This is a genomic window from Williamsia sp. CHRR-6 (genome assembly GCF_018474015.1).
Classification (GTDB): domain Bacteria; phylum Actinomycetota; class Actinomycetes; order Mycobacteriales; family Mycobacteriaceae; genus Williamsia_A.
Map to the genome: position 1 here is coordinate 379,407 of NZ_JAHCSG010000002.1, position 23,892 is coordinate 403,298.

At 68.0% G+C, this 23,892-nt stretch carries 26 protein-coding genes; 14 read left to right on the forward strand and 12 right to left on the reverse strand.

Features of this window, described 5'->3' with window-relative positions; all coding sequences use genetic code 11:
- Positions 1-9: 9 nt before the first annotated feature.
- From KIK15_RS07625 to KIK15_RS18315, 3 genes are all read right to left on the reverse strand, one after another.
- A complete protein-coding gene (locus KIK15_RS07625) occupies positions 10-327 on the reverse strand; it encodes a hypothetical protein (protein WP_214243585.1) in 318 nt (105 codons plus the stop codon).
- A gap of 34 nt (positions 328-361) precedes the next feature.
- A complete protein-coding gene (locus KIK15_RS07630; RefSeq protein WP_214243586.1) occupies positions 362-820 on the reverse strand; it encodes a VOC family protein in 459 nt (152 codons plus the stop codon).
- Between the two features lie 99 nt (positions 821-919).
- Positions 920-1,129 (reverse strand): hypothetical protein, encoded by a 210-nt coding sequence (locus KIK15_RS18315; RefSeq protein WP_250324424.1) that lies wholly within the window; start codon positions 1,127-1,129, stop codon positions 920-922.
- A gap of 877 nt (positions 1,130-2,006) precedes the next feature.
- On the opposite strand from KIK15_RS18315, the gene KIK15_RS07640 reads away from it, so the two are divergent.
- The 5 genes from KIK15_RS07640 (at position 2,007) to KIK15_RS07660 (ending at position 6,615) form a co-directional block, all read left to right on the forward strand.
- On the forward strand, positions 2,007-3,068 hold the full coding sequence (locus tag KIK15_RS07640; RefSeq protein ID WP_214243587.1) for a patatin-like phospholipase family protein: 1,062 nt from the start codon (positions 2,007-2,009) through the stop codon (positions 3,066-3,068).
- 28 nt (positions 3,069-3,096) lie between these two features.
- Positions 3,097-4,308: an MFS transporter gene (locus tag KIK15_RS07645; RefSeq protein WP_214243588.1), complete on the forward strand. Its 1,212-nt coding sequence runs from the start codon at positions 3,097-3,099 to the stop codon at positions 4,306-4,308.
- A 37-nt stretch (positions 4,309-4,345) separates the two neighbouring features.
- Positions 4,346-5,572: an arginine deiminase gene (locus tag KIK15_RS07650; protein WP_214243589.1), complete on the forward strand. Its 1,227-nt coding sequence runs from the start codon at positions 4,346-4,348 to the stop codon at positions 5,570-5,572.
- 10 nt (positions 5,573-5,582) lie between these two features.
- Positions 5,583-5,942: a GntR family transcriptional regulator gene (locus tag KIK15_RS07655; protein ID WP_214243590.1), complete on the forward strand. Its 360-nt coding sequence runs from the start codon at positions 5,583-5,585 to the stop codon at positions 5,940-5,942.
- Between the two features lie 97 nt (positions 5,943-6,039).
- A complete protein-coding gene (locus KIK15_RS07660; protein WP_214243591.1) occupies positions 6,040-6,615 on the forward strand; it encodes a hypothetical protein in 576 nt (191 codons plus the stop codon).
- A gap of 38 nt (positions 6,616-6,653) precedes the next feature.
- Here the strand turns inward: KIK15_RS07660 and KIK15_RS07665 are convergent, their stop codons facing one another.
- The gene (locus KIK15_RS07665; RefSeq protein WP_374222837.1) at positions 6,654-8,258 is read right to left on the reverse strand and encodes a dolichyl-phosphate-mannose--protein mannosyltransferase; all 1,605 of its coding nucleotides are present in this window, start codon (positions 8,256-8,258) and stop codon (positions 6,654-6,656) included.
- 125 nt (positions 8,259-8,383) lie between these two features.
- Between KIK15_RS07665 and rsmI the strand changes: the two genes are divergently transcribed.
- Positions 8,384-9,202 (forward strand): 16S rRNA (cytidine(1402)-2'-O)-methyltransferase, encoded by an 819-nt coding sequence (rsmI, locus tag KIK15_RS07670; RefSeq protein ID WP_284149973.1) that lies wholly within the window; start codon positions 8,384-8,386, stop codon positions 9,200-9,202.
- 28 nt (positions 9,203-9,230) lie between these two features.
- On the opposite strand, the gene KIK15_RS07675 is transcribed toward rsmI, so the two are convergent.
- The 3 genes from KIK15_RS07675 to KIK15_RS07685 are packed head-to-tail and all read right to left on the reverse strand — an operon-like array spanning position 9,231 to position 12,951.
- Positions 9,231-10,430, reverse strand: a complete 1,200-nt coding sequence (locus tag KIK15_RS07675) for an aminodeoxychorismate synthase component I (protein ID WP_214243593.1) — start codon at positions 10,428-10,430, stop codon at positions 9,231-9,233.
- A 13-nt stretch (positions 10,431-10,443) separates the two neighbouring features.
- Positions 10,444-11,991, reverse strand: a complete 1,548-nt coding sequence (gene metG / locus KIK15_RS07680; RefSeq protein ID WP_214243594.1) for a methionine--tRNA ligase — start codon at positions 11,989-11,991, stop codon at positions 10,444-10,446.
- 51 nt (positions 11,992-12,042) lie between these two features.
- Positions 12,043-12,951 (reverse strand): alpha/beta fold hydrolase, encoded by a 909-nt coding sequence (locus tag KIK15_RS07685; RefSeq protein ID WP_214243595.1) that lies wholly within the window; start codon positions 12,949-12,951, stop codon positions 12,043-12,045.
- 156 nt (positions 12,952-13,107) lie between these two features.
- Here KIK15_RS07685 and KIK15_RS07690 point away from each other — a divergent pair, with 156 nt between their 5' ends.
- On the forward strand, positions 13,108-13,878 hold the full coding sequence (locus KIK15_RS07690) for a hypothetical protein (protein WP_214243869.1): 771 nt from the start codon (positions 13,108-13,110) through the stop codon (positions 13,876-13,878).
- A gap of 247 nt (positions 13,879-14,125) precedes the next feature.
- Positions 14,126-14,686, forward strand: a complete 561-nt coding sequence (locus KIK15_RS07695; RefSeq protein WP_214243596.1) for a hypothetical protein — start codon at positions 14,126-14,128, stop codon at positions 14,684-14,686.
- A 4-nt stretch (positions 14,687-14,690) separates the two neighbouring features.
- Here KIK15_RS07695 and KIK15_RS07700 read toward each other — a convergent pair whose 3' ends face one another.
- From KIK15_RS07700 to KIK15_RS07715, 4 genes are all read right to left on the reverse strand, one after another.
- Complete coding sequence (locus KIK15_RS07700; RefSeq protein ID WP_214243597.1) at positions 14,691-15,749, reverse strand: glycerophosphodiester phosphodiesterase family protein; 1,059 nt, start codon at positions 15,747-15,749, stop codon at positions 14,691-14,693.
- A 70-nt stretch (positions 15,750-15,819) separates the two neighbouring features.
- Positions 15,820-16,302: a GNAT family N-acetyltransferase gene (locus KIK15_RS07705; RefSeq protein WP_214243598.1), complete on the reverse strand. Its 483-nt coding sequence runs from the start codon at positions 16,300-16,302 to the stop codon at positions 15,820-15,822.
- A 109-nt stretch (positions 16,303-16,411) separates the two neighbouring features.
- On the reverse strand, positions 16,412-16,996 hold the full coding sequence (locus KIK15_RS07710) for an LGFP repeat-containing protein (RefSeq protein ID WP_214243599.1): 585 nt from the start codon (positions 16,994-16,996) through the stop codon (positions 16,412-16,414).
- A 206-nt stretch (positions 16,997-17,202) separates the two neighbouring features.
- A complete protein-coding gene (locus KIK15_RS07715; RefSeq protein WP_214243600.1) occupies positions 17,203-17,985 on the reverse strand; it encodes a hypothetical protein in 783 nt (260 codons plus the stop codon).
- Between the two features lie 120 nt (positions 17,986-18,105).
- On the opposite strand from KIK15_RS07715, the gene KIK15_RS07720 reads away from it, so the two are divergent.
- Together KIK15_RS07720 and KIK15_RS07725 are read left to right on the forward strand one after the other, a co-directional pair.
- Complete coding sequence (locus KIK15_RS07720; RefSeq protein WP_307851782.1) at positions 18,106-18,528, forward strand: heme-binding protein; 423 nt, start codon at positions 18,106-18,108, stop codon at positions 18,526-18,528.
- The gene (locus tag KIK15_RS07725; protein WP_214243602.1) at positions 18,525-19,397 is read left to right on the forward strand and encodes a PhzF family phenazine biosynthesis protein; all 873 of its coding nucleotides are present in this window, start codon (positions 18,525-18,527) and stop codon (positions 19,395-19,397) included. The genes KIK15_RS07720 and KIK15_RS07725 overlap by 4 nt, the downstream gene beginning before the upstream one ends.
- A 4-nt stretch (positions 19,398-19,401) precedes the next feature.
- Here KIK15_RS07725 and KIK15_RS07730 read toward each other — a convergent pair whose 3' ends face one another.
- Positions 19,402-19,983, reverse strand: a complete 582-nt coding sequence (locus tag KIK15_RS07730; RefSeq protein ID WP_214243603.1) for a DJ-1/PfpI family protein — start codon at positions 19,981-19,983, stop codon at positions 19,402-19,404.
- A 59-nt stretch (positions 19,984-20,042) separates the two neighbouring features.
- On the opposite strand from KIK15_RS07730, the gene KIK15_RS07735 reads away from it, so the two are divergent.
- From KIK15_RS07735 to KIK15_RS07750, 4 genes are all read left to right on the forward strand, one after another.
- A complete protein-coding gene (locus KIK15_RS07735) occupies positions 20,043-20,888 on the forward strand; it encodes a TatD family hydrolase (protein ID WP_307851783.1) in 846 nt (281 codons plus the stop codon).
- Between the two features lie 82 nt (positions 20,889-20,970).
- Positions 20,971-22,092 carry a transglycosylase family protein gene (locus KIK15_RS18570; protein ID WP_307851784.1) on the forward strand — a complete coding sequence of 374 codons (1,122 nt, stop codon included), beginning with the start codon at positions 20,971-20,973 and terminating at the stop codon, positions 22,090-22,092.
- Entirely contained in the window at positions 22,056-22,952 is an 897-nt protein-coding gene (rsmA, locus tag KIK15_RS07745) for a 16S rRNA (adenine(1518)-N(6)/adenine(1519)-N(6))-dimethyltransferase RsmA (protein WP_250324374.1), read from the forward strand. The genes KIK15_RS18570 and rsmA overlap by 37 nt, the downstream gene beginning before the upstream one ends.
- Before the next feature lie 11 nt (positions 22,953-22,963).
- Positions 22,964-23,884: a 4-(cytidine 5'-diphospho)-2-C-methyl-D-erythritol kinase gene (locus tag KIK15_RS07750; protein WP_214243605.1), complete on the forward strand. Its 921-nt coding sequence runs from the start codon at positions 22,964-22,966 to the stop codon at positions 23,882-23,884.
- Positions 23,885-23,892 lie beyond the last annotated feature (8 nt).

Sequence of the window (23,892 nt, forward strand, 5' to 3'; positions counted from 1 at the left end):
CCGGCCCTGTCAGGCGTCCAGCAGCGCACCGCCGGTGCTGCCCAGGGTGACCAGGAACATGGCCACCAGAAACCAGGTCGCGCCCTGCCACACCTGCCAGCGCCCACCGGCCTGCCAGGTCCGGTAGGTCCACCAGCCGGCCCCCACGGTGCCCGCGAACACGATCAGCGGGAAGACGATGACGATCTCCAGCGGCACCGTGTCATAGATCAGGCCACCGGCGGCGATGAAGGCCACCGCCAACCCCATCACCGTCGCCACGTAGACGACGGCCTGCCGGACGGTCGGGTCGGGCGTGGGCTGATGCGGGTCGGGGCCGGATGTCATGACACCGATCATCCCAGTCCCGCGGGGCTCCTGTTCACCCCGCGGATGCCGCGGCGGCCTCCAGGGTGGCGATGTCGAGTCTGGTCATCGACAACATCGAGTTCATCGCGGCTTGCGCGCGGGCGGGGTCGGGGTCGTTGAGCAGGTCGTGCAGTCGGGTGGGCACCACCTGCCAGCTCAGCCCGAACCGGTCCACCAGCCACCCGCATTGCGACGGCTTCCCGCCCTGGATCAGCCCGTCCCAGTAGTGGTCCACCTCGGCCTGATCGGCACACGAGATCATCAACGACATCGACTCGTTGAAGCGGAAGTCCGACGGATGGTTCAGCGCGATGAGGCGCTGGCCGTTCAGTTCGAACTCGGCGGTGTAGACCTCGCCCGCCGGTCCCGAGTTGACCGAGTGCACCACGAAGTCGGCGAACACCGTCGGATAGAACTCCAGGGCGTCGCCGAGGTCTCCGGCAAACCACAGGCATGGGGTGATGGCATTCATGAGCGCAGCCTTTCGTCTGGTTTGGTTGCTACCTGTGTGCTGACCGTCCGCGCCGCCGCAACTCATCGGTCGGTCCGGTGGTTGGCGCCATCGACCCCGTCATTCGCCGGCCAGCGCAGCTCCGAATCCGACCAGCGCGGTGCCGGTCATGACGTCCATGTTTCGGCGATAGCTGTGCCGCGGGAACACGCTACGGGCTCGGTGCGCCCCGGCCACCACCGCCACGAGGTGGAGCGACCCGATCACGTACAAGGTGATCACCTTGGGGTTGGTGATGCTGGACCGCAGGCCCTGTCGGAAACTGCGCACCGCCTGCGCCGACCCTTCCCAGAATCGCTGGAACCAGGTGCGCTCGGCCGCGGCGACGTGTTCGATCAGTGTGATTGGTGTTGTCAGCGGGGGACCAGTCGGCGACGGGCGTCGGCGTCCGCTAGGCCGGCGACCTGCTCGATGACCGCTCTGCGGTTCGTGCCCAGGGCCGCGTTCAGGGTTTGACGCTCTACCGAATGCGTAGTGCCGTCAATCAATTGTCCTCCTCCGGGGGTGTGGGCGCGGACTTGTCGATGACCCCTGGACCAACTGCGTTGTGGTGGCGAGGGCCGTCGCGCGTTCCCGCGCAGGGTGGGTGGTGAGCGAGTACTCGGACCGCTCCGGCTGAGCGGCGCGAAGGCAACATCGGCGATCGCCCTCAACCTGGCATGGGCAGGTTGGCTCGCCGACGACGCCACTGCACTCGAGTATCGGCCACATCCCACCCATCGAGTACGAGACGTTCTACTACGCTGACCTCACGACCGAGGACCAGCCCCAACCCGAGGCGGCACAAAACCTAGGGTGATTCACGCATCCCGTTGACCTCCCTACGTCACCAAACCCCACCCCGCGACACTGCCGTGCCCCTCGGGTCGAGAATCTCTCAACCCGGCTGCGCCTGAGACTTTCTCGCTCGCAGGGTTGTGCTCTGTCCTCCTATGCCGGCCTTCATCTCCCTGCCCGGTGTCCCGGCGGTCACCGCGTCGTAGTCGCCGCGGCGGGCACTGCGAAACGCCCCGATCGCCAGACCACCGCGGTGTCGGGGCCGGGCAGCACCGCAAGCACTGCGACAAGCCAAGAAACGCACCGTAGGCACCCCACTGCGTGAGGGGACGATATCTGCTGGTTACCTCGCCGTCCTACTGTTGATCCCGTGACGACGAAGGTGGCCCTGGCCTTGGGCAGCGGAGGCGCGCGTGGGTACGCCCACATCGGTGTGTTGCAGGTACTCGCCGAACACGACTACGAGGTGGTCGCGGTGGCGGGGTCGTCGATGGGTGCGCTGGTGGGTGGTCTCTACGCCGCCGACCGTCTCGACGAGTGGACCGAGTGGGCGACGGGGCTCTCGCAGTTCGACGTGTTCAAACTGCTCGACATCTCACTGAGTGCACCGGGGGTGATCCACGCCGACAAGATCATCGACCGGGTGCGCGACATGCTGGGGGAGACCCTCATCGAGAACCTTCGGATCCCGTTCACCGCAGTGGCCACCGACCTCAACAGTGGGCGCCCGATGTGGTTTCAGCGTGGCGAGGTCGACGAGGCCATCCGCGCGTCGATCGCCATTCCCGGCGTCATCACCCCGCACGTACTCGACGGTCGCGTCTACATCGACGGCGGCCTGTTGCAGCCACTTCCGATCGCGCCGCTCGCTGCGGCCGGCGCGGAGGTGATCATCGCCGTGGACGTCGGGGCCGACACCGGGGGATCTGATGATGCGCACGAGGACGGGTCCGACGACGGCGCACCACGGGAGTCGACGTGGGATGCGATGATGCGGATCGCGGGGGAGAGCTCGGTGGTGCGCGGGATGGTGAACCTGTTCTCGCCCCACCCCAAAGGAGCGCAAGAGACGCAGCCCGAGGTCCCCGACGACACCGAGCGCACCGCGGTGGTGGTGGAGAAGAACGGCGCCGGGACACGCGGTGCGGCCTCGGTCGCTGCGGCCGCGGTGGGCAAACTGTCGGCGTTCTCGGTGATGGATCGCTCCATCGACATCATGCAGGAGGCGTTGGTTCGCCATCAGCTGGCCAGTTTTCCGCCTGACGTGTTGATCCAGATTCCGCGGAACTCGCTCAACAGCATGGATTTCCACCGGGCACAGGAGATGATCGACCTCGGCCGCGCACTGGCCGAGCAAGCCTTCGACGACTACGCCGGGCGCAGCGTTCCGCATCTACAGCGGGTGCGCACCCGGACCTCGCCCACCCCTTGAGCGTGCACGATGTGACTGTGAAGACTCGATGAAGCAGATTCCGCGCGGGATCTGGGTGTTGCTGGCCGCCAACGTGGTCATCGCCTTGGGATACGGACTGATCGCCCCGGCGCTGCCGGAATTCGCGCGCAGTTTCGGGGTGTCGGCCACGGCTGCGACGGTCATCGTCTCGGCGTTCGCGTTCATGCGTCTGGTGTTCGCCCCGGCCAGCGGTGCCCTGGTGGCACGCCTGGGGGAGCGCCGGGTCTACCTGACCGGGTTGACGATCGTCGCGGTGTCGACCTTCGCCTCGGCGTTCGCGCAGAGCTACTGGCAACTGCTGCTGTTCCGCGGGCTCGGCGGGGTGGGCTCGACGATGTTCAGCGTGTCGGCGCTGGCGCTGTTGATCCGGTTGTCCCCGCCTGACATCCGGGGTCGGGTGTCTGGGTACTTCAGCGCCGGCTTCCTCCTGGGAAGTATCAGCGGTCCGTTGATCGGGGCGGGGTTGATCGGGTTCGGACTGCGGCTGCCGTTCGTGGTCTACGCGGTGGCGTTGGTCATCGCCTCGGTGGTGGTGGCTACGCAGCTGCGGGGCGTCGGTGGGCGCCCGGTGGTCGACACCGGACCACCCCTCGACCCGATGGGGTTGCGAGAAGCATTGCGCGACAGAACGTATCGCGCGGTGCTGGCGTCGAGCTTCACGCAGGGTTTCGCTTCGCAGGGCGTGCGGGTGGCGGTGGTGCCGTTGCTGATCGTCGATGGGCTCGGTGCACCGAGCGGCTGGTCGGGTGTGGTGTTGGCGATCTACGCGGCCGGCAACGTGGTCTCGATCCTGGTCGCCGGGCGGCTGTCGGATGTCCACGGTCGCAAGCCGGTGATGCTGCCTGGACTGGCGGTGATGGCGGCGGCAACACTGTTCATCGGGTTCAGTGACTCGTTGTGGGTCATCGCGATGCTGAGCTTCTTCGCCGGGGTCGGATCGGGTCTGTTCGCTCCCACCCACCAGGCGGCGCTGGCCGACGTGTTGTCGGTACGCGGCAAGGGTGGTAGCGCGCTGGCTTCATATCAGATGATCTCCGACGTCGGTGCGGTCACCGGGCCGATCCTGGCCGGCCTGATGGTCGATCACGGCGGGGGATTCGGGCCGGCGTTCCTGCTGACCGGGGTGGTGCCGCTGCTGGCCTTGGCCCTGTGGGTGTGGGCGCGCGAGACCGCGCCGGCGCGAGTGGCCGCATCCGCCGCACCGACCAGCCCGTCGTGACCGGCAGCCGAGCACCGCGCGCACTACCGTTGTCGTCATGACTACTCCGGCCCTGGGTGGTGCGCTGGGCGCCAATTCCGAGGTGGCGCGGCTACAGACGGTGCTGTTGCACCGGCCCGGTGACGAACTGCGCCGCCTCACCCCCCGCAACAGCGATCAGTTGCTGTTCGACGGTCTGCCGTGGGTGGACCGGGCCCAGGAGGAGCACGACGCATTCGCCGAGCTGTTGACCTCGCGCGGGGTGGAGGTGCTGCTGCTGGGCGAGCTGCTGGTGGAGACCATCGGTCTCTCCGGTGCGGCCCGAATGCAGGGCATCGCTGCCGCGGTCAGCGCCCGCCGGCTGGGTCATCATCTGGCGCAGGAACTCTCGGAACATCTCCGCACGCTGCCACCGGCCGAGCTCGCCGGGGTGCTGATGGCGGGCATGACGTTCGACGAGCTACCGGAGAGCCCGGCGGCGGCGCGGTCGTCGTTGGTGCGCCGGATGCATCACGGCATCGAGTTCGCGATCGACCCGCTGCCCAATCTGCTGTTCACCCGCGACAGTTCGTTCTGGATCGGACAACGCTTCGCCATCACCACCCTCGCGCTGCCGGCCCGCATGCGGGAGACGTCGCTGACCGATCTGCTCTACGCACACCATCCTCGATTCCGCGGCGCACGCCGGGTCTATGAGTCCCACGTCGCGCCGGTAGAGGGTGGCGACGTGCTGCTGATGGCGCCGGGCGTGGTGGCGGTCGGCGTGGGCGAGCGCACCACCCCGGCTGGAGCAGAAGCGTTGGCGCGCAGTCTGTTCGACGATGGTTTGGCTCACACCGTGCTGGCCGTTCCGATCGAGCAGCGGCGGGCCTCGATGCACCTGGACACTGTGTGCACGATGGTCGACGTCGATGCGGTGGTGATGTATCCGGCCATCGTCGACACGCTCTCGGCGTTCACCATCACCGCCGCCGCCGACCACCCGCGGGTCACCGGACCGGCTCCGTTCGTGTCCGCGGCCGCCGAGGCGATGGGGATCGAGAAGTTGCGGGTGATCGACACCGGCCTGGATGCGGTGACCGCCGAGCGCGAGCAGTGGGACGACGGCAACAACACGTTGGCCATCGCTCCCGGTGTGGTGGTGGCCTACGACCGCAACACCGAAACCAATCGGCGACTTGTGGATTCGGGCATCGAGGTGCTGACCATCAGCGGCAGCGAGCTGGGGTCGGGTCGCGGTGGCCCACGGTGCATGTCATGCCCGGTGGCGCGAGAGCTGTTGTGAGCGTGGACCGATGAACCTGACTGTGGACCCCGGTGCCGCCGAGCCGCCGTTCGAGCAGGTGCGCGCCGGCATCATCGGCCTCATCGCGGCTGGCGAGCTGATCGTCGGGGTGCGGCTACCGACTGTCCGCGCGTTGGCCTCGCAGTTGTCCATCGCGCCCAACACAGTGGCGCGGGCGTATCGCGAACTGGAGGCGGCCGGGGTGATCGAGACCCGTGGTCGCAGAGGCACCTTCGTCAAAGCCCAGTCCGATTCAGCGATGACGCGCGCTGAGCAGTTGACCGTCGAGCACGTGCAGCGGTTACGCGAGCTGGGAATCGGCGACGCCGACATCGCGTCGATGGTCGCGGCCGCGTTGCACGCGGGCTGACCCACCACACAACTTCAGCGCGCGGTGGTTTCCTCCCATCACAACCGGTGGTACTGTTCGGTACCGTTACCAAACCTTCGCAAAGGAGTGCCCACCCATGTTCTCCACCTGGCTGTCTCGCATCACCTCGGTCGCAGTGTCTGTGGCCTGCGGGCTGGCGGTCACCGTGTTCGCCGGTTCGGCCACCGCCGCACCTGCCCCGTCAGCAAAGACACTGCACGCCTGGGGCGTGTCACTGCCCTCGTTCTTCCTCACCCCGCCGGGTGCCGACCTGCTACTGGGCACCCTCGACTACAACCCGACCACGGGCACGATCTTCGCCCGTCTCACCTTGCGGGGCGCACCGGCGCCGCTGCCCAACGGCGGCCCGTCCTATGACGTCGCCGTCTACGGCCCCACCCCCATCCTGGGTGAAGGCGGAAAGCCGATCTTCTCGGTGTTCAGCACCGGAGTGCCTGCGAAGACCACGATCTCCCTCGGCAACTATCCGTCGAGTGGGCAGACCACACCCATCCCCGGGCGGGTCACCTTCGTGAAGAACACCGTCGAGGTGTTCGCCTCCGACCCGTTGCTGCGCAACCAGCCATGGCGCTACGTAGACCTGCGGGCCATCAAGGATGCCTATCCTCGGCCCTTCGTCGTCGATGGTCTCAACAGCCTGCCGTTGCGGTAGAACGGCCGACGGTGGTGGCCGCGTCGCCGATGGCGCGGCTACCGCCAGCTGGGCAGCCACATCTGCATGTTCCACATGTGCAGCGACAACGGTTGGCCGGTGAGGATGGGCCACAACCAGATGAAGTTGGTGACCACCAGGCCGAGATAGATCGAGGCCAATCCCACCCCGATCATCCTGCGGTGCTGGGTGAATCGGGCCCAGCGGCCGTCGGCGCCGACGAGGTCGCCGATGCACAGCGCCAGACCCATGATCAGGAACGGCGCCATGGCGGTCGCGTAGAAGAAGTACATCTGCCGGTCGAGGTTGAGAAACCACGGCAGGAACGACGCCGCGTAGCCGACCATCACCGTGGCGTAGCGCCAATCACGGCGGATCAGCCACTGCCACAGACCCCACAGCAGCATCGGAAACGCCAACCACCACATCGCGGGGGTGCCCACCAGCATCTCCACCCGCACGCACGGGCCGCCGCCGCACTGGTCCGGTCCGTTCTGCACCGCGTACAGCATGGGTCGCAACCCCATCGGCCACGTCCACGGTTTGGACTCCCACGGGTGGTGGTTACCGGCCGAATTGGTCAGGCCCTCATGGAACTTCAAGATCCCCGACTCGTAGTACCACAACGATCGCCACGCCCCCGGAACCCAGGAGAACGCCCCGTCGTAGCCCAGCTGGTTGCCCACCGAGTAGCGGTAGACCGAGGTCTCCCCGGCGAACCAGGGGGCAAACGACGCCAGGTAGACCAGCACCGGCGTGACGCTGAGACTGAAACCGGCGGGCACCACGTCGCGACGCAGGGTGCCCAGCCAGGGGCGCTGCACGTGGTAGGCCTTGCGGTTGGCGATGTCGAAGCCGATCGACAGCGCCAGGAAGAACACCACGAAGTAGATGCCCGACCATTTGGTGGCCAGCGCCAGACCCAGCAGGACCGCCGCGGTGAAACGCCACCACCGAAATCCCAGCCGCGGCCCCCACGGACTGTCGTGGATGCGACCCTCCATCCACACCCGGTGCATCCGCGCGCGAGTCTGATCTCGATCGGCCACCAGCGCGGCGATGGCGCCCAGGACGAAGAAGATCTGGAAGATGTCGAGCATTCCCACCCGCGACTGCACAAAGGTGACACCGTCGCAGATCATGAACACCGCAGCCACGGCGCCGATCGGGGTGGAGCGGGTGAGGCGGCGGGTGAGCCGGAAGACGATGAGAACCATCGCGGTGCCCACCACCGCAGCGGCGAACCGCCAGCCCACCGGGGTGTAGCCGAACATGCCCTCGCCCAACGCGATCAACCATTTGCCCACCGGCGGGTGCACCACCAGGCCGTAGCCGGGGTTGTCCTCGATCCAGTTGCCGCCGGTGAGAACCTGCCACGCCTGCGGCACGTAATGCTTCTCGTCGAAGACAGGGGTGCCCTGGTCGGTGGGGGTGCCCAGGTCCCAGAACCGCGTGACCGCGGCGACGATGGTGACGATCGCTGCGACCACCCACCCGCGCACGGTGTCGGTGGCCCCGAACACCGGGTCGGGGACCGCCGGGCCGGGCCGGGTGCCCAGGTCTTCGGCCGCGCCGCGATCCTCGGGTCCGTCGAGGTCGCCGACGGTGTCGTTGAGAGGCGGGGCGAGGGTCACGCGTCCGATCGTAGGCTCATCCGGTGACGAAGACGACGATCGACGACGCGCCCAGACCTGATGGACCCAGACCTGATGGACCCAGACCTGATGGACCCAGACCTGATGGACCCAGACCTGATGGACCCGGGCAGCTGGTGTTGGCCGCCACCCCGATGGGTCAGGCCGACGACGCGTCACCGCGGCTGCGCGCTGCGCTGGGGACCGCCGACGTCATCGCCGCCGAGGACACCCGCCGCGCCCGTGCGCTGGCCGCCGCGTTGGACGTGACCATCACCGGTCGGGTGCTCAGCTACTACGACCAGGTCGAGGCCCAACGCACGCCGGCGCTGGTGGCCGACATCGTCGACGGGGCGACGGTGCTGCTTGTCACCGACGCCGGGATGCCCTCGGTCAGTGACCCCGGCTACCGGCTGGTGGTGGCGTGTGCGCAGGCGGGCCTGCCGATCACCTGTCTGCCGGGGCCGTCGGCGGTGACCACCGCCCTGGCGCTCTCCGCGCTACCGGTGGAACGGTTCTGCTTCGACGGGTTCGCCCCACGCAAACCCGGTGCGCGCCGGACCTGGTTGACCGACCTGCTCACCCAGCCGCGCACGGTGGTGTTCTTCGAGTCGCCGCACCGGCTGGCCGACTGCCTGGCCGACGCGGTGGCGGTGTTGGGTCCGGGTCGTCGCGCGGCGGTGTGTCGGGAACTGACCAAGACCTACGAGGAGGTGCGGCGCGGCACGCTGGCCGAGTTGGCGCAGTGGTCGGCGGCGGGGGTGCGTGGGGAGATCACCGTGGTCATCGAGGGTGCATCACCGGTCGAGGAGGACACCGACACGCTGGTGGAGCGGGTGTCGGCGCTGGTGGCCGACGGAATGCGGCTCAAAGACGCCTGCGCGCAGGTGGCCACCGGCAGCGCGACCAGCCGCCGCGACCTCTACGAGGCGGCGCTGCGCGCCCGTGAGTGAATTTGGAGGGCCGGCCCTCCAAATTCACTCACGGGGCGCGTAGCGCCATCACGGTGGCGGCTTTGTCCAGACACTCCTGCCATTCGCGCGCGGGGTCGGAATCGATGGTGATCCCGCCGCCCACCCCGAACGCCGCCGTACCGTCCGGGGTCACCTCCACGGTGCGGATCGCCACGCTGAGATCGAGGTCGCCGTCGGGGCAGACCACCCCGATCGCGCCGCAGTAGACCCCACGAGCGTGGGTTTCCCAGTTGATCAACAACTCTCGCGCCCGCAGCTTCGGGGTACCGGTCACCGATCCCGGTGGGAAGGTGGCCTCCACCAACGCCGCAGCGCTCAGCGTGGCCGGTACCTCGGCGACCACCGTGGACACCAGATGCCACACCCCGGGTGCGGGCCGGGTGTGCAGCAGTTCGGGCACCGCGACGCTGCCCGGGACGGCCACCCGACCCAGGTCGTTGCGCACCAGGTCGACGATCATCACGTTCTCGGCTACGTCCTTGACCGAGGTGAGCAACTCAGCCGGGTCGGCGTCGATGGGCAGGGTGCCCTTGATGGGTCGCGACACCACCGTGTCGCCGCGCCGCCGCAGATAGGTCTCCGGGGAGAACGAGGCCACCGCACCCCAATCACCCTGCAGGAAAGCAGATTTGCGGGGAGACATGGTGACCAGTCCGCTGCGGTAGTAGTCGATCGCCGCACCGTGCAGGGCGCCGAGGATGCGGGTGCACACACACGCCTGGTACACCTCGCCGTCGCGGATGGCCGCAAGGCAGGCCTCGATGGCTGCGGTGTGGGGGGCCGGTGGCGGCATGGTCCACGACACCTCCCAGTGGGTCACCGGCGTTATCTGACGCCGAGACAGCAACGAAGGCAACCAGTCCGGGACGTCGGCGAGTGCAGCATCGCCGTGGCGATGCAGCCACCATCGGCGCTCGCGCAACACCAGGATCGTGTCGGTGACGCCGCCGCAGATCGGCGGTAGCGCGGCCTCGTCGAGTCGATCCGGATACGAGATGTATCCCAACCACCAGCCGTCGGGGGTGTCCGGCAAAGCGGGGGCAGGCGCGACCTCGATCGACGGCGCCAGTACCGCCCGCGCGCCCAGCCAGTGCCCGATGAGCGCGGCCGGGCCGGGCTGTCCGTGACGTGCGGCACGCTCGGCCAGCCGACCCAGCAGCTCGGGCGCGCTGGGTCCCGGACCGAGATCGATTGCCCCGCTTGCCATCGCGGAGATCGCGCTAGCGCTTGTCGTCGTAGCGGGGGAACACCGGGCTGGGGGCGGGGAGCGCCGTGCCGGGCACCAGCCGATCGGCGACGGCGGCGAAGGTGCGGGCGTGGGCAGGCACCGCCAGCACGTCGAGCAGCTTGCCGCCGGATTCGGGCATCACCGGTTGCACCAGCAGCGCCACGATCCGCACCACCTCGGCGCACACATAGAGCACCGTGCCCGCCCGCGTTGGATCGACCTTGATCACCTTCCACGGCTCCTCGGCCGAGATGTAGCGGTTGGCCTGCGCCAATACGCCCCAGATCCGTTCCAGCGCAAGGTGAATGGCCTGGGAGTCGATGTCGGCGCGGACCTGCTCGAGCAGGGCGTCGGCGGCGGCCAGCATCGCGGCGTCGGCGTCGGTGTACTCGCCCGGAGCGGGCACCTGATGATCGAAGTTCTTGCCGATCATCGAGGTGCTGCGCTGAGCCAGGTTGCCCAACTCGTTGGACAGGTCGGCGTTGATGCGGGCGACGATGGCTTCGTGGCTGTAGGACCCGTCCTGGCCGTAGGACACCTCGCGCAGCAGGAAGTATCGCAGCGGATCGAGTCCGTACTCGGCGACCAGATCGTAGGGGTCGACGACATTGCCCACCGACTTGCTCATCTTCTCACCCTTGTTGAACAAGAAGCCGTGCGCGAAAACACGTTTCGGCAGCTCGATGCCTGCGCTGAGTAGGAACGCCGGCCAGTACACGCAGTGGAACCGGATGATGTCCTTGCCGATGATGTGCAGGTCGGCTGGCCAATACCGTTGCAGGGCTTGTGGATCGGTGTCGGGGAACCCGGCGCCGGTGAGGTAGTTGGTCAACGCGTCCACCCAGACGTACATCACGTGGGCCGGGTCGTCGGGCACCGGAACCCCCCAGTCGAAGGTGGTCCGCGAGATCGACAGGTCGCGCAGCCCGCCCTCGACGAAGCTGACGATTTCGTTGCGGCGGGTGTCGGGGCCGATGAACTCGGGGTGCGCAGCGTAGTGCGCCAACAACTTCTCCTGATACGCCGACAGCCGGAAGAAATAGCTCGACTCCTCGGTCCAGGTGACCGGGGTGCCGGTGACGGTGGCAATCTTGGCGCCGTCGTCGAGCGTGGTCAGTTCGTCGTCGGCGTAATACGCCTCGTCGCGCACCGAGTACCAGCCGGAAAAGGTGTCGAGGTAGACGTCACCGTTGTCGGCCATCCGGCGCCAGATGGCCTGGGAGGCGGCGATGTGGTCGGTGTCGGTGGTGCGGATGAACCGGTCGAAGCTGCTGCCCAGCGCCACCTGCAGGTCCCGGAACGCCGCCGCGTTGCGGTCGGCCAGCGCCCGGGTCTCGATTCCCTCGGCGGCTGCGGTCTGCTGCATCTTCTGCCCGTGTTCGTCGGTGCCGGTGAGGAACCGGACGTCGAATCCGTCGAGCCGCTTGAAGCGGGCGATCGCGTCGGTGGAGATGTACTCGTAGGCGTGACCGATGTGCGGTACGCCGTTGGGGTAGGCGATCGCGGTGGTCACGTAGAACGGGGTCTGTGCAGCTGCCATGGTCAGCCCAGCTTATCGGGGCGGCCCACAGGTTTTCCGGTGCGGTTGTGCTCAGCCGCCGGCTCGGAAGGTGGCCACCAGTTCGTCGGTGATCTGCGGCCACAGCGGCTCGGGCAGGTCGTGACCCATGCCGTCGATGAGGACCAGTCGGCTGTGCCGAACGGCTTTGGCGATGGCCTTGCCCCCCGAGGGCGGCATCAGTCGGTCGGCCGTGCCGTGGATCACCACGGTGGGTGCGCTGATGGCCCGGGCGTGCGGCAGCAGCGACCCGGTACCCATCACCGCAGCGGCCTGCCGCACCACCCCAGCCGGGTTGTGGGCCCGGTCGTAGTAGGTAGCGGCCAACTCCAGTGCGGCGTCGCGGTCCAGCGGATAGCCGGGGCTGCCGATCTTCTGCAGCGCGTCGGCGGAGTTCTCGATGTAGTCCTGGCGGGTGGCGTTCTTACCCGGACCCGACAGCATCGCCAGCAGCTGACGCGGATGCGGGGGCGGCAGCAGCCGCTGCAGGGTGCTGGAGAACAGGATGCCCACCGACCGAGTGCGGTGGCGGTGCTTGCCCGCGACCACCTGGGCGATCATGCCGCCCATGGAACCACCGACGATGTGGGCGCGCTCGATGCCGAGGTGATCGAGAACCCCTACGGCGTCGTCGGCCATGTCCACCACCGTGTAGGGCACCGGCGAGGGCAGACCGAACTCGGTACGCAGCATTCGCATGATCGCCGACCCGCCGACCCTGACGCCGGTGAGATGTGTCGACAGCCCGATGTCTCGGTTGTCGAAGCGGATGACGCGGTATCCGTGGTCGACCAGTCGGGCGCAGAACCCGTCGGGCCAGCCGGTCAACTGGGCTGAGAGCCCCATGATCAGCAGTACCGGCGGGGCATCGAGGTCGCCATGGTCTTCGTAGGCGAGGTTCAGCTCGCCGACGGGTGCGTGGCCGGTCCGGATGTCGGTCATGGGATCCCGTTCGCAGCAGTGGCAGCGTTGTTCGTGGTCGCACCTGCGGGCGCGGCAGCGATCCTTCACACTAGTGCCGTGCAACCACAGCCGCCCCTGTCGCCGATGTCGAGACCACCTGCGGGATTCCCGCCACAACCGCCCCCTCCGGTCGCCATGTCTGCCGCACCGACGATCCCGCCGCTGGTGCAGGGCATTCTCGCCGCGTTGGTGATACCGCTGGCCGCCGGTGGTGTAGCGGTGCAGCACTACCTCTTCCAGCCGGACTACGACGACGGGTCGTTGCGGTCTGGATATGTCGGCTTCGGCGTGGCAGGGATGCTGGCGTATCTGCCGTTGCTCGTCGCCGTACTCATCGGTGGACGCTCGATCGGTCGACGGGTGGGTGCAGCGGTGTTGACCTCGGCGGCAGCGTTTCTCGACTGGGGCACGGTGGCCGTGTACAACGCCACCGACGCGTTCGGCGACGACGTCACCACCGTTCGGGTGTTCTTTGCGGTGTGTTCGGGTGCGGCGACAGTGCTCGCGGTGGCGGCGTGGGGGGTGGCGCGTCGCCGTGGCCTGGCGTGGGTGTTCGGTCTACTTCCCACCCTGGTCATGGCGGTGGGTCTGCAGGTGATGTTTTGGCAGGACTTCAACTCGTACTGGTGGTCGGACAATTTCTGGTGGGTCAGTGCCGCACTCAGCGGCATCGTAGTGCTGATCGGCTGCCTGATCTGTTGGGCGATCGACGGCGTCGGGCGAGGACTGAGGCCTCCGAATCCGCCGCCGGACCCTGGCTTCACCCCACCGCCGGGTTACGGTCCGCCCCACGGTTACGGTCCGCCGGTCGGTTACGGTCCGCCCCCGCGCTTTGCTCCGGCCCCAGGGTTGGCGCCGGTCGGATCGCCTCAGGGTTCGCCGCCACCCTCGGTGCGCGGGCGCTGACACCGCGACGCTCGGGTGACAGCCCTCGGAAAGAAGTTCGCTCAGATGTCCGGCGGATGTCGATTTCGTCAGTCATCATCTGACGATGTTCGAGAGCCAACACAGCGGACCGTCCCACCCGTCCCCGTCCTCGTACCCGCAATCGCCCGGCCCCAACGGGTCCTATCCTCGGCCCGCCCCGTGGCCTGCCGGGCACCCGGGGCGCAGGTACGAACCCACGCCGGCGCTGTCGCCGACTCTGCAGGTGGTGCTCTCGGCGCTGGTGGTCCCGGCGGTCGTCGCGGCCGCTTGGATCGCCTCCCTGCTCAGGAATGAGAGAACAGATGTCGACACCTTGGCTGTCCTGCGAGGACTCCCGTACGCCGTCGCCATCGTGGCCGTGCTGTTGCTCGGGCGCACCCTCGCCCGGCGGATGGTGGCAGCGACGGTGCTCATCGGCGCGGGTCTGCTGGAGGTCGGCCCCGGGTGGGTGCTGGTGAAGACGCGCATGGCCTTCGACCTTGGCCCTGACACTTTCAGAGTGACGATCATGGTCACCGGAGTGGCTGCCTCCGCGCTGGCGGTCGCCGCCTGGGGGATCGCACGCCGACGTGGGTACCTGTGGGTGATCGGTGTGGTGGTCACTGTGGGTACCGCTGCCTACGCACGTCACCACCTGATCTACGAGGTTGACCACTACAGCTGGGGGACAACAGCGGTGAACTGGTTGTGGCCGGTGGTGGTGGGTTGCCTGCTGGCGTGGATGTTCGAGGCGATAGGACGTGGGACGGGGACGGTGCCCGCGTCACGTCCCGGGATGACGCGCTAGCGATTCAGCTGAGCACGGGACGCGGGAGCGCAATTCCACGGCTGCCCAACACCTCTCGGAGACGATCGGGGTAGTTGGTGATCAGGCCGTCCACACCGAGGTCGACGAAGTAGGCCATCGTTGCCGGGTCGTCGACGGTCCAGGGGATCACCTTCAGGCCCGCGCGGTGGGCATCGGCGACCATCTGCGCATCGGGGTACGGCGTGAAATCGGGGTTTCCGAAGCGGCCGTTTTGTGGGAACCCCTGCACCGGTGAGATCGCGCGTAGGCCAGGGACGGACAGCGCCGAGCGCACCAGGTCGCCACCGAAGTCGTCGGCGTCGATCCCGCCCAGCCAGGGTGATCTTCCCGGTTGGCCGACCTGGAGGAAGTCGCGATTGGTCAACGCCACCAGCGGGATTCGCCGGTCGAGGCGGTGCATCACCGTCAGCGCACCCCAGTCGAAGCTCTGGATGGTCACCTGGCGACGCAGGCCCGAGCGCGCGATCTCCGCATAGACCCGGCGGACGAAGACCTCTCGCGGCATCGTCTGTTCGGGCGCACCGGCCTCCACCTTGGTCTCGATGTTCATCATGACGTGTCGAGCGTGCCGGGATCGGATGAGCGCGAACAACTCTCGTAGTTCGATGATGCGGGCTCCGCTGATCTGCTCCTGATCGGGGAAGTCGGTCAGTCGGCGGTACCCGCAGTCGAGCGTGGTGATCTGGGCCAGCGTCAGATCCTTGATGTACTTGCCCACGTACGGGAACTGCTGGTCATCGACGGTGGCCGGCGCAGTGTCGCGGCACTTGTCGCGCGAGATCTGGCGATCATGGGACACGACCACTTTGAGGTCGCGGGTCACCTGGGTGTCGAGTTCCAAGGTGCTCACCCCCAGTCGTAGCGCTTTGTCGAAGGCGGCGAGCGTGGACTCGGTGGTCAGGCCGATCCCGCCTCGATGCGCCTGCAGGTCGAAGCTGCGCGGTGACGGGCCCGGCTGTGCCGATGCCGGTCCGGTGATCAGCAGAGCCTGGGAGACGATCAGGGTCAGAATGGTCAACGAGAGAAGTCGGGCTCGATGCATGGGTGGCGAGGGTATCGGCCGTTGCGAAACGTCACGCAGACTGCAGGTGACCTCCGGTTGAACCGTGCGGTCAGCGCGCTGGCGTGTCGAGACGTTTTGCGTAGCAACGGCTCTGCGGATTGGTAGCCCATTCGCCAAACGACGGGGTGGGCTGATAGCCCAGCGCGGTGTAGAGGGCCATCGCCTCGGGCTGAGCAGTGCCGGTCTCGAGCACGACCGTAGTCATTCCGCGTGCTCGGGCTCGGGTCTCCAGCGCGCCCATGAGGGCCGCGGCCACCCCTCGGCGGCGTCCGTAGGGCGCCACATACAGACGCTTCACCTCGCCGTGACCCTCGTCCGGGAGATCGGGTGGTACGCGCAACGCCACGCACCCCACCGCCTGGCCGTCGATCTCGGCGACGAAGTACTCGCCGTCGGGGATCAGCGGATCGGGAAGGTAGTCGGGGTAGCGGCGGTGCAGCTCGGTCACCGAATCCTCCAGCAGAGCACGCAGATCGGGGTCGTCCTCGGGCACCAGGATGCGCAGGTGCGGCCCGGGTGGGGGCGGTCCCATGACTCGAGCCTAGTGGGCGAACACGCAACGGCCGGCCGGACTCGTGGTCCGACCGGCCGCGCCGGGGTGTGGTCCTGAGGTGCAGGACCGGTGGGCGTCGGTCGACGGATCAGGGCCAGTACAGGGTTCCGTTCTGGAACTTTTGTGAGTAGTAGAAGCCGAACCCCTGCTCGTCGCCGATCGGCAGGCCCAGCGTGGAGTTGACACCGCCGCGGGCACGCCACTTGAACAGGATGCCGCCCCAGACCGGGTGTGCCCCGGTGGCTTTCGAGTAGTAGATGGTGCCGCCCTGGAAGAAGTTGACCTTGGCGTTGCCTTCGGTGAATTCGTTGGTGACGGGGTAGCCCAGCTTCCCGTTCTCCCAATTGAACTCGCCCCATTTGGCGCGAATCGGGCCGCTGATCTGATGCGCTCGACCGAAGTCCACCCGCGGGTTCCAGTAGAAGGAGGTGTTGCGGGAGAACAGTTGGAAGCGCCCGCCCTTGCCTGCCACCAGTTCGGTGGTCAACGGGCGGCCCCATTTCGCCTGTCCGCCCGATTGCAGGTAAGCCTGCTCGATGCGGCCCTTCACCAGTACTCCGCCGGGATAGCTGTCGGCTGATGCTGGTCCGGCGATCTGCCCGCTGACCAGAACGGATCCGACGCAGAACGCGGTCAGAATTGCCGCGATCCGCTGCTTGGTTGCTGTTCTCATGTCGTTCATCTCCTTGCCGAAATTCCGACGACCGGGATCGTCCGGTCGGTCATCGCACGAGCGGGAGCTGCGTGGTACCGGGTGGTACCACTGCGTGCTTGCTCTGACTATCGAGACTGCGAGCGTGGCGTTACACCGGATTTCGAAAAGGAGTCGATTCATCTGTTCAGACGACAGACGCCCCCGTCGAGAACGCAGGCTGCGGCTCAGCGGGTGGGCACGCGCAAGGTGTGGCGTTGGGCGAACACGGTGAATCCCAGGCGTCGCAGGATCGGCGACGAGGTCTGCGTGCGCGCGTTGGTGAGGGCCAGGGTGGCCCCGCGGTCGCGTGCGTTGTGCAGTCGGGTGGACACCATCGCCGTGTACACCCCGCTTCGGCGGGCGGCTGCGATCACCGCCCCGCCCCACAGCCGGCAGGTCTGGCCGTCGATCGTGAAACCGGATGCGCCGCAGGGTGTTGCGTCCAGTAGCCCGAGGCACTTGTCGCCTGCATCGGCGACGTCGATGAGGGCGCGGTCGATGTCGTGGTCGGTGGGTGGCGGGTAATCCCACACCGCAGCCTGGATTCGCTCGTAGGCGTCGACGTCGTCGCGTGAGCGGACCATCCGCGCGTGCGCCGCCGACGGCGGCCGCGCTGCCAGGGTTGCCAGACCCTCGGCGATGTCGGCGGCCAGCACGTCGGCGCGCTCGACGATGCGGGCGCCGCGATCGAGCAACACCTGCTCGGTGCCCGCCGGTGCGCTGCCGGGCCCGATGTCGAATTCGAGTTCGTCGGCCCCGGTGGCTGTGACGGTGTGTATCAGGCGGTCGACGACACCGTCTGCCGTGTCGTGCGGGTCGAATCCGACCTCGATGACCGTGGCCAGCGGGCCCACCTGATACCACTCGAGGCCGTCACGTCGATGGTGATCAGCGTGGGCGGGATACCACCGCGACACCCACCGGGCGGACTCTGAGCGGACGTGGTCGGGGTCCAGCGGATCGGTCACGGTTGAATGGTGCCCGAAGGCGCCAGTCGCCTCCACCGAACCGACTCCACCGAACCAATTCCACCGAACCAATTCCAATCTGCCGCACGTTCACGTGACGGCTCTGCGAAAGGCACCGGCGTGACCCTGAACCTCGACACCTCGTTGTCCCTCATCGCCGCGACCCGTGCGCACGGGCGCGAACAGGGATTGAAGCCGTTGACCGTCGTGGTCCTCGACGCCGGCGGTCACGTGATCGCCGCCCAGCGCGAGGACGGCGCGTCGATGAAGCGGTTCGAGATCGCCCACGGCAAGGCATACGGGGCGCTCTCGTTGGGGATGGGGTCGCGGTCGATCATGGCGCGCGCTGAGCAGCAGGCCTACTTCATCGCTGCTGTCACCGACGCGGTCGGTTCTCTGGTGCCGGTGCCCGGTGGCGTGTTGGTGCGCGACGCCGACGGGGTGTTGCTCGGGGCGGTCGGGGTCACCGGCGACACCTCCGACGCCGATGAGGCGGCCGCGGTGGCGGGTATCTCCGCGGTCGGCCTCACCCCGAACCCGTGAGCGATTCTGGAGGGCCCGCCCTCCACAATCACTCACGGGGGACGAAGTCCCACTTCGTTCAGCTTGATGTGTTCGCATCCGGCCCACTGACCGGTAATCCGCTGGCTGTGGTCCTCGACGCGGCCGACCTGACCGACGCGCAGATGGCCGACTTCGCACGGTGGACCAATCTCTCGGAGACCACCTTCCTGTTGCCCCCTACCGACCCGGCCGCCGACTACCGCGTCCGCATCTTCACCCCCGGTGGCGAGTTGCCCTTCGCCGGCCATCCCACGCTGGGGTCGGCGCAGGCATGGTTGGACGCCGGGGGACAACCCAAGGGCCACAGGGTCGTTCAGGAATGCGGTGTCGGGCTGGTCGAGATCTCGGTGTCCGACGACGGGCTCGAGTTCGCTGCGCCACCGTTGCGTCGTGACGAACCCGTTGCCCCTGATCTGCTCGCCGAGATCTGCGGCGCACTGCGGGTGGAGCGGTCGGCGGTCCTCGACGCCCGCCACATCGACAACGGTCCCGGGTGGATCGGGGTGCGACTGGCCTCGGCCGCCGAAGTGCTGGCGCTGCGCCCGAACTGGCAGGCGCTGATGGGATTTCACGTCGGTGTCATCGGTGCACACACCGACGGGCCGGCCGACGTCGAGGTACGTGGATTCGTGCCCGATCTCGGTATCAACGAAGACCCGGTGACCGGCAGCCTCAACGCGGGTTTCGCGCAGTGGTTGATCGGCTCCGGTGAGCTGCCGCAGACCTACACCGCACGTCAGGGCAGCGCGATCGGTCGCGCCGGCGATGTCACACTGCGCGCCGACGGCGACACGATCTGGGTGGGCGGACGATCAGTCACCGTCATCTCCGGCACCGTCGACCTCTGAGGCGTCACACCGGAGGGTCGGGGTGATACTCGATGAGGTCGCGTACCGAGCGTGCGCGTTCGACCGACACCAGCCGGGACACCAGATGCAACGCCATGTCGATGCCCGCCGACACCCCGGCGCTGGTGACGATGTCGCCGTCGTCGACCCACCGGACATCGCGTCGCGAGGCCACCGTGGGCTCGATCGCCTCGAGATCGTCGAACGACTGGTGGTACGTGGTCGCGGGCCGTCCCCGCAACAACCCGGCCGCGGCCAACACCAGCGCGCCGGTGCACACGCTGGTCACCAGATGGCCGGCCGCATGCAGCCCACGCAACCAGCCCAGCACCGACGCATCGGTCATCACGGTGCGCGTCCCCACGCCGCCGGGGACCAGAACGATGTCGAGGTCGATGTCGCGGGTCGCGTGCGGGACCACGGCCATGCCCTTGGCCGCGGTGATCGGGGCGAGGTCGTCGGCGATCAGCTGGACCTGCCACCCATCGCCTGGATGCTCCAGGGTCCACGCCGAAAGCACCTCCCACGGGCCGACCGCGTCGAGTTCCTCGAACCGGTCGAACAGGTAGATCCCGATGGTCTGCATGAGGCGCATCGTAGGTGGGCGAGCACCGGTGCCGCGGTGGGGTGCGGCACGATGATCCGGTGAGCAAGAAGCCGCGCGTGCCGCCGCCCGACCCGGAACCGGTGGGCGACCTGATCGACGCCCACACCCACCTGGCCGCCTGCGGTGGCCGCGACGCCGACACCGTCCACGCGATCCTCGATCACGCGCAGGCCGTAGGGGTGCGCGGCGTGGTGACCGTCGCCGATGACATGGTCGATGCCCGGTGGGCGGTGGCCGCCGCCGAATGGGACCCCCGCGTGTGGGCGGCGGTGGCGTTGCATCCCACCCACGCCGGTGACCTGAACGACGACACCGCAGCCGAGCTCACCGCGATGGCCCAGCACCCGCGGGTGGTGGCGGTGGGGGAGACCGGCCTGGACTACTACTGGCTGGACCGGTCGGCGGACTGCGCGCCGAAAACCGTGCAGCACGAGGCGTTTCGGTGGCACATCGACCTGGCCAAGCGGGTCGGCAAGCCGCTGATGATCCACAACCGCGACGCCGACCGTGATCTGCTCGACGTGCTGGCCGATGCCGGGGCCCCCGAGACGGTGATCATGCACTGCTTCTCCGGTGACGAGGCGATCGCGCGGGAATGCGTGGAGCGCGGCTACCTGCTGAGCTTCTCGGGCACGGTCAGCTTCGCCAACGCCGCACCTCTGCAGGCGGCGGCACGGGTGGTCCCCGACGAGTTGCTGCTGGTGGAGACCGATGCGCCGTTCCTCACCCCGCACCCGTACCGGGGGGCGCCCAACCAGTCCTACTGCCTGCCCTACACCGTGCGGGCGCTGGCCGACGTCCGCGGCACCGACCCCCGCGACCTGGCGTCCACGATCGTCAAGAATGCGCAAACGATTTATCGGATCGCTTTGCCAACGCGCTGACGGGTCGTTACTCTTCTGTGATCGTCGCGATGCCCATCGTTCGGCCGTCGCACGGAAACCGTTCCCGACCAGAAACTGACGTGTGACTTTCATAGCCAGGATCAACAGTTCCAAGTCCGTACGGGTCCGTCTCGCCATCGCTGCCCTGCTGCTCACCCTCATCGCCGGTGCCTGCATGGGCATCGTCATGCACAAGACCGTCAGGATCGACGTCGACGGCAAGTTGATGACCGTGTCGACCATGCGCTCCTCGGTCAAGGACATCCTGGCCGACCATGGCCTGCACCCGTCCGGCGGCGACCTGGTGCGACCGGCACCGAGGGCCGCCGTCGGTGACGGGCAGACCATCACCTTCCACCGTCTCAAGACCGTCACCCTGGTGGTCGACGGATCCAAGCGTGAGATCAAGACCAACGCCGTGACCGTCGAGCAGGCGCTGGCCCAGCAGGACCTCGCCTCGCCGACCATCGACGTGGCGGTGCCTCGTTCGGAGACGCTGCCGGTGGCCGGCGCCGCCGTCGCGGTCGTCCTGCCCAAGCCGGTGAAGCTGGTCGATGCGCTGGTCCCCTCGACGCCGTCGGTGGCGGCGAAGACCGTCGGCGAGCTGCTGACTGATCTCGGTAAACCACTCGAAGGTGACGACACCGTGGTTCCCTCCGCCGACACCCCCGTCTCGGCGGACATGACCGTGACGGTGACCCGCGTGCGCACCGAGCAGGTGGAGGTGACCGAGCCACTCACCGCACCCGACGCCGAGACCCCTGACCCCGAGCTGATCAAGGACAAGCGGGAGGTCAAGGTGCCCGGTAAACCCGGCACCCAGAAGGTCAGCTACTCGGTCACCACCGTCAACGGCAAAACGATCAAGAAGATCAAGACCGGTGCGGTGGAGATCACGCCCGCAGTCGCCGCCCAGGTGGCGGTGGGCACCAAGCCCGGCCCGCCTGCGGTGCCCGCCGGATCGGTGTGGGACGCGTTGGCCGCCTGCGAGGCAGGTGGCAACTGGGCCATCAACACCGGCAACGGCTTCTACGGCGGCGTGCAGTTCGACGCCGGGACGTGGCTGCGCTGGGGTGGCGGGCAATACGCCCCGCGCGCCGACCTCGCGACCCGCGAGGAGCAGATCGCCATCGCCCAGAAGACGCAGGCTGCTCAAGGGTGGGGCGCCTGGCCGTCCTGCTCTGCCAAGCTGGGCCTGAACTGACCGAACCGCAACCGGTCCGGCTGCTCGGACCGGTTCGTATCCGTGAGCTGGCCGCGCAGCTTGACGTGCGTCCCACCAAGACATTGGGGCAGAACTTCGTCCACGACGCCAACACCGTCCGTCGTATCGTCGCGGCCGCCGACGTGGGTGCCGATGACGTGGTGCTCGAGGTGGGTCCGGGTCTGGGTTCGTTGACGCTGGCGCTACTCGACGTGGTCGACTCGGTGGTGGCCGTCGAGATCGATCCCGTGCTCGCCGATGCGCTCCCGGCCACGGTCGTCGAACATGCTCCCACCCGCGCCGATGCGTTGACCGTCGTGCAGGCCGATGCGTTGACGATCACCGCCGCCGACCTGCCTGCTGCACCCACCGCTCTGGTCGCCAACCTGCCCTACAACGTGGCGGTGCCGGTGCTGCTGCACCTGATGGCGCAGCTGCCCACCGTGCGCACCGCGCTGGTGATGGTGCAGTTGGAGGTCGCGCAGCGGCTGGCGGCGACCCCCGGCGGTCGCATCTACGGGGTGCCGAGCGTGAAGGCCCGGTTCTTCGGATCGGTCCGCCGTGCCGGCACCGTAGGCGCCGGAGTGTTCTGGCCCGAACCGAAGGTGGAGTCGGGTCTGGTGCGCATCGACCGGTTGGATCAGCCGTGGCCGATCGACGAGGCCACCCGCCGTACGGTCTTCGCGGTCATCGATGCCGCCTTCGCGCAACGACGCAAGACTCTGCGCGCCGCACTGGCCGGGTGGGCCGGATCGGCGGCCGAGGCCGAGCGTCGACTGCGGGCCGCCGGCATCGACCCGACCCTGCGTGGTGAGCGTCTCGACATCGCCGACTTCGTCCGACTCGCCCACGCGCACTAGGCTCGACACTCGTGCTCTCCGTCGTTCCCCGGCCCGTGGTGGTGCGGGCCCCCGCCAAGATCAACCTGCACCTGGGTGTGGGTGACCTGCGTGCCGACGGCTACCACGATCTGCAGACCGTGTTCCATGCGGTGTCGCTGTTCGACGAGGTGACCGTGCAGCCCGCCGACACTCGCTCGATCACCCTGCTGGGGGACACCGTGCGCGGCGTTCCCGCCGACAGCTCCAACATCGCCTGGGCGGCGGTCGACGCCCTGGCTCACGCCACCGGCATCGACACCGACGTGGCCATCGAGATCCGAAAGGGCATCCCCGTGGCCGGCGGGATGGCCGGTGGAAGTGCCGATGCCGCAGCCGTGTTGGTGGGGTTGGCCCGGTTGTGGAAGGTCGACCTCGATCGTGATGCCCTGCAGCGCATCGGGGCGGCGCTGGGCAGCGACGTGCCGTTCTCGGTGCACGGCGGTACCGCGTTGGGCACCGGTCGCGGCGAGAAGTTGGTCAGCGCATTGGCGCGTGGCGAGTTCCACTGGGTGATCGCGATGGCCGGCGGGGGACTGAGCACCCCTGATGTCTACCGCGAGTTGGATCTGCTGCGGGAACGCGAAACCCCCACCCGCGCAGGCGCTCCCGACGAGCTGCTCAAAGCGTTGGCCGGGGGCGACCCGACTCGACTGGCGCCGCTGCTGGTCAACGACCTGCAACCGGCCGCGGTGTCGTTGATGCCGCCGCTGCGCCGTACGCTGCGTGCCGGCGTAGATGCCGGTGCGTTGGCGGGCATCGTGTCAGGATCGGGTCCCACCTGTGTGTTCCTGTGTGCCGGAGCCGATCACGCCGTCGGTGTGGCCGCTGAACTGTCCGGGGCCGGGGTCTGTCGATCGGTGCGCACCGCAGTCGGTCCGGTACCCGGTGCGCGAGTGGTCGAATCCGAATGAGGTCGTCG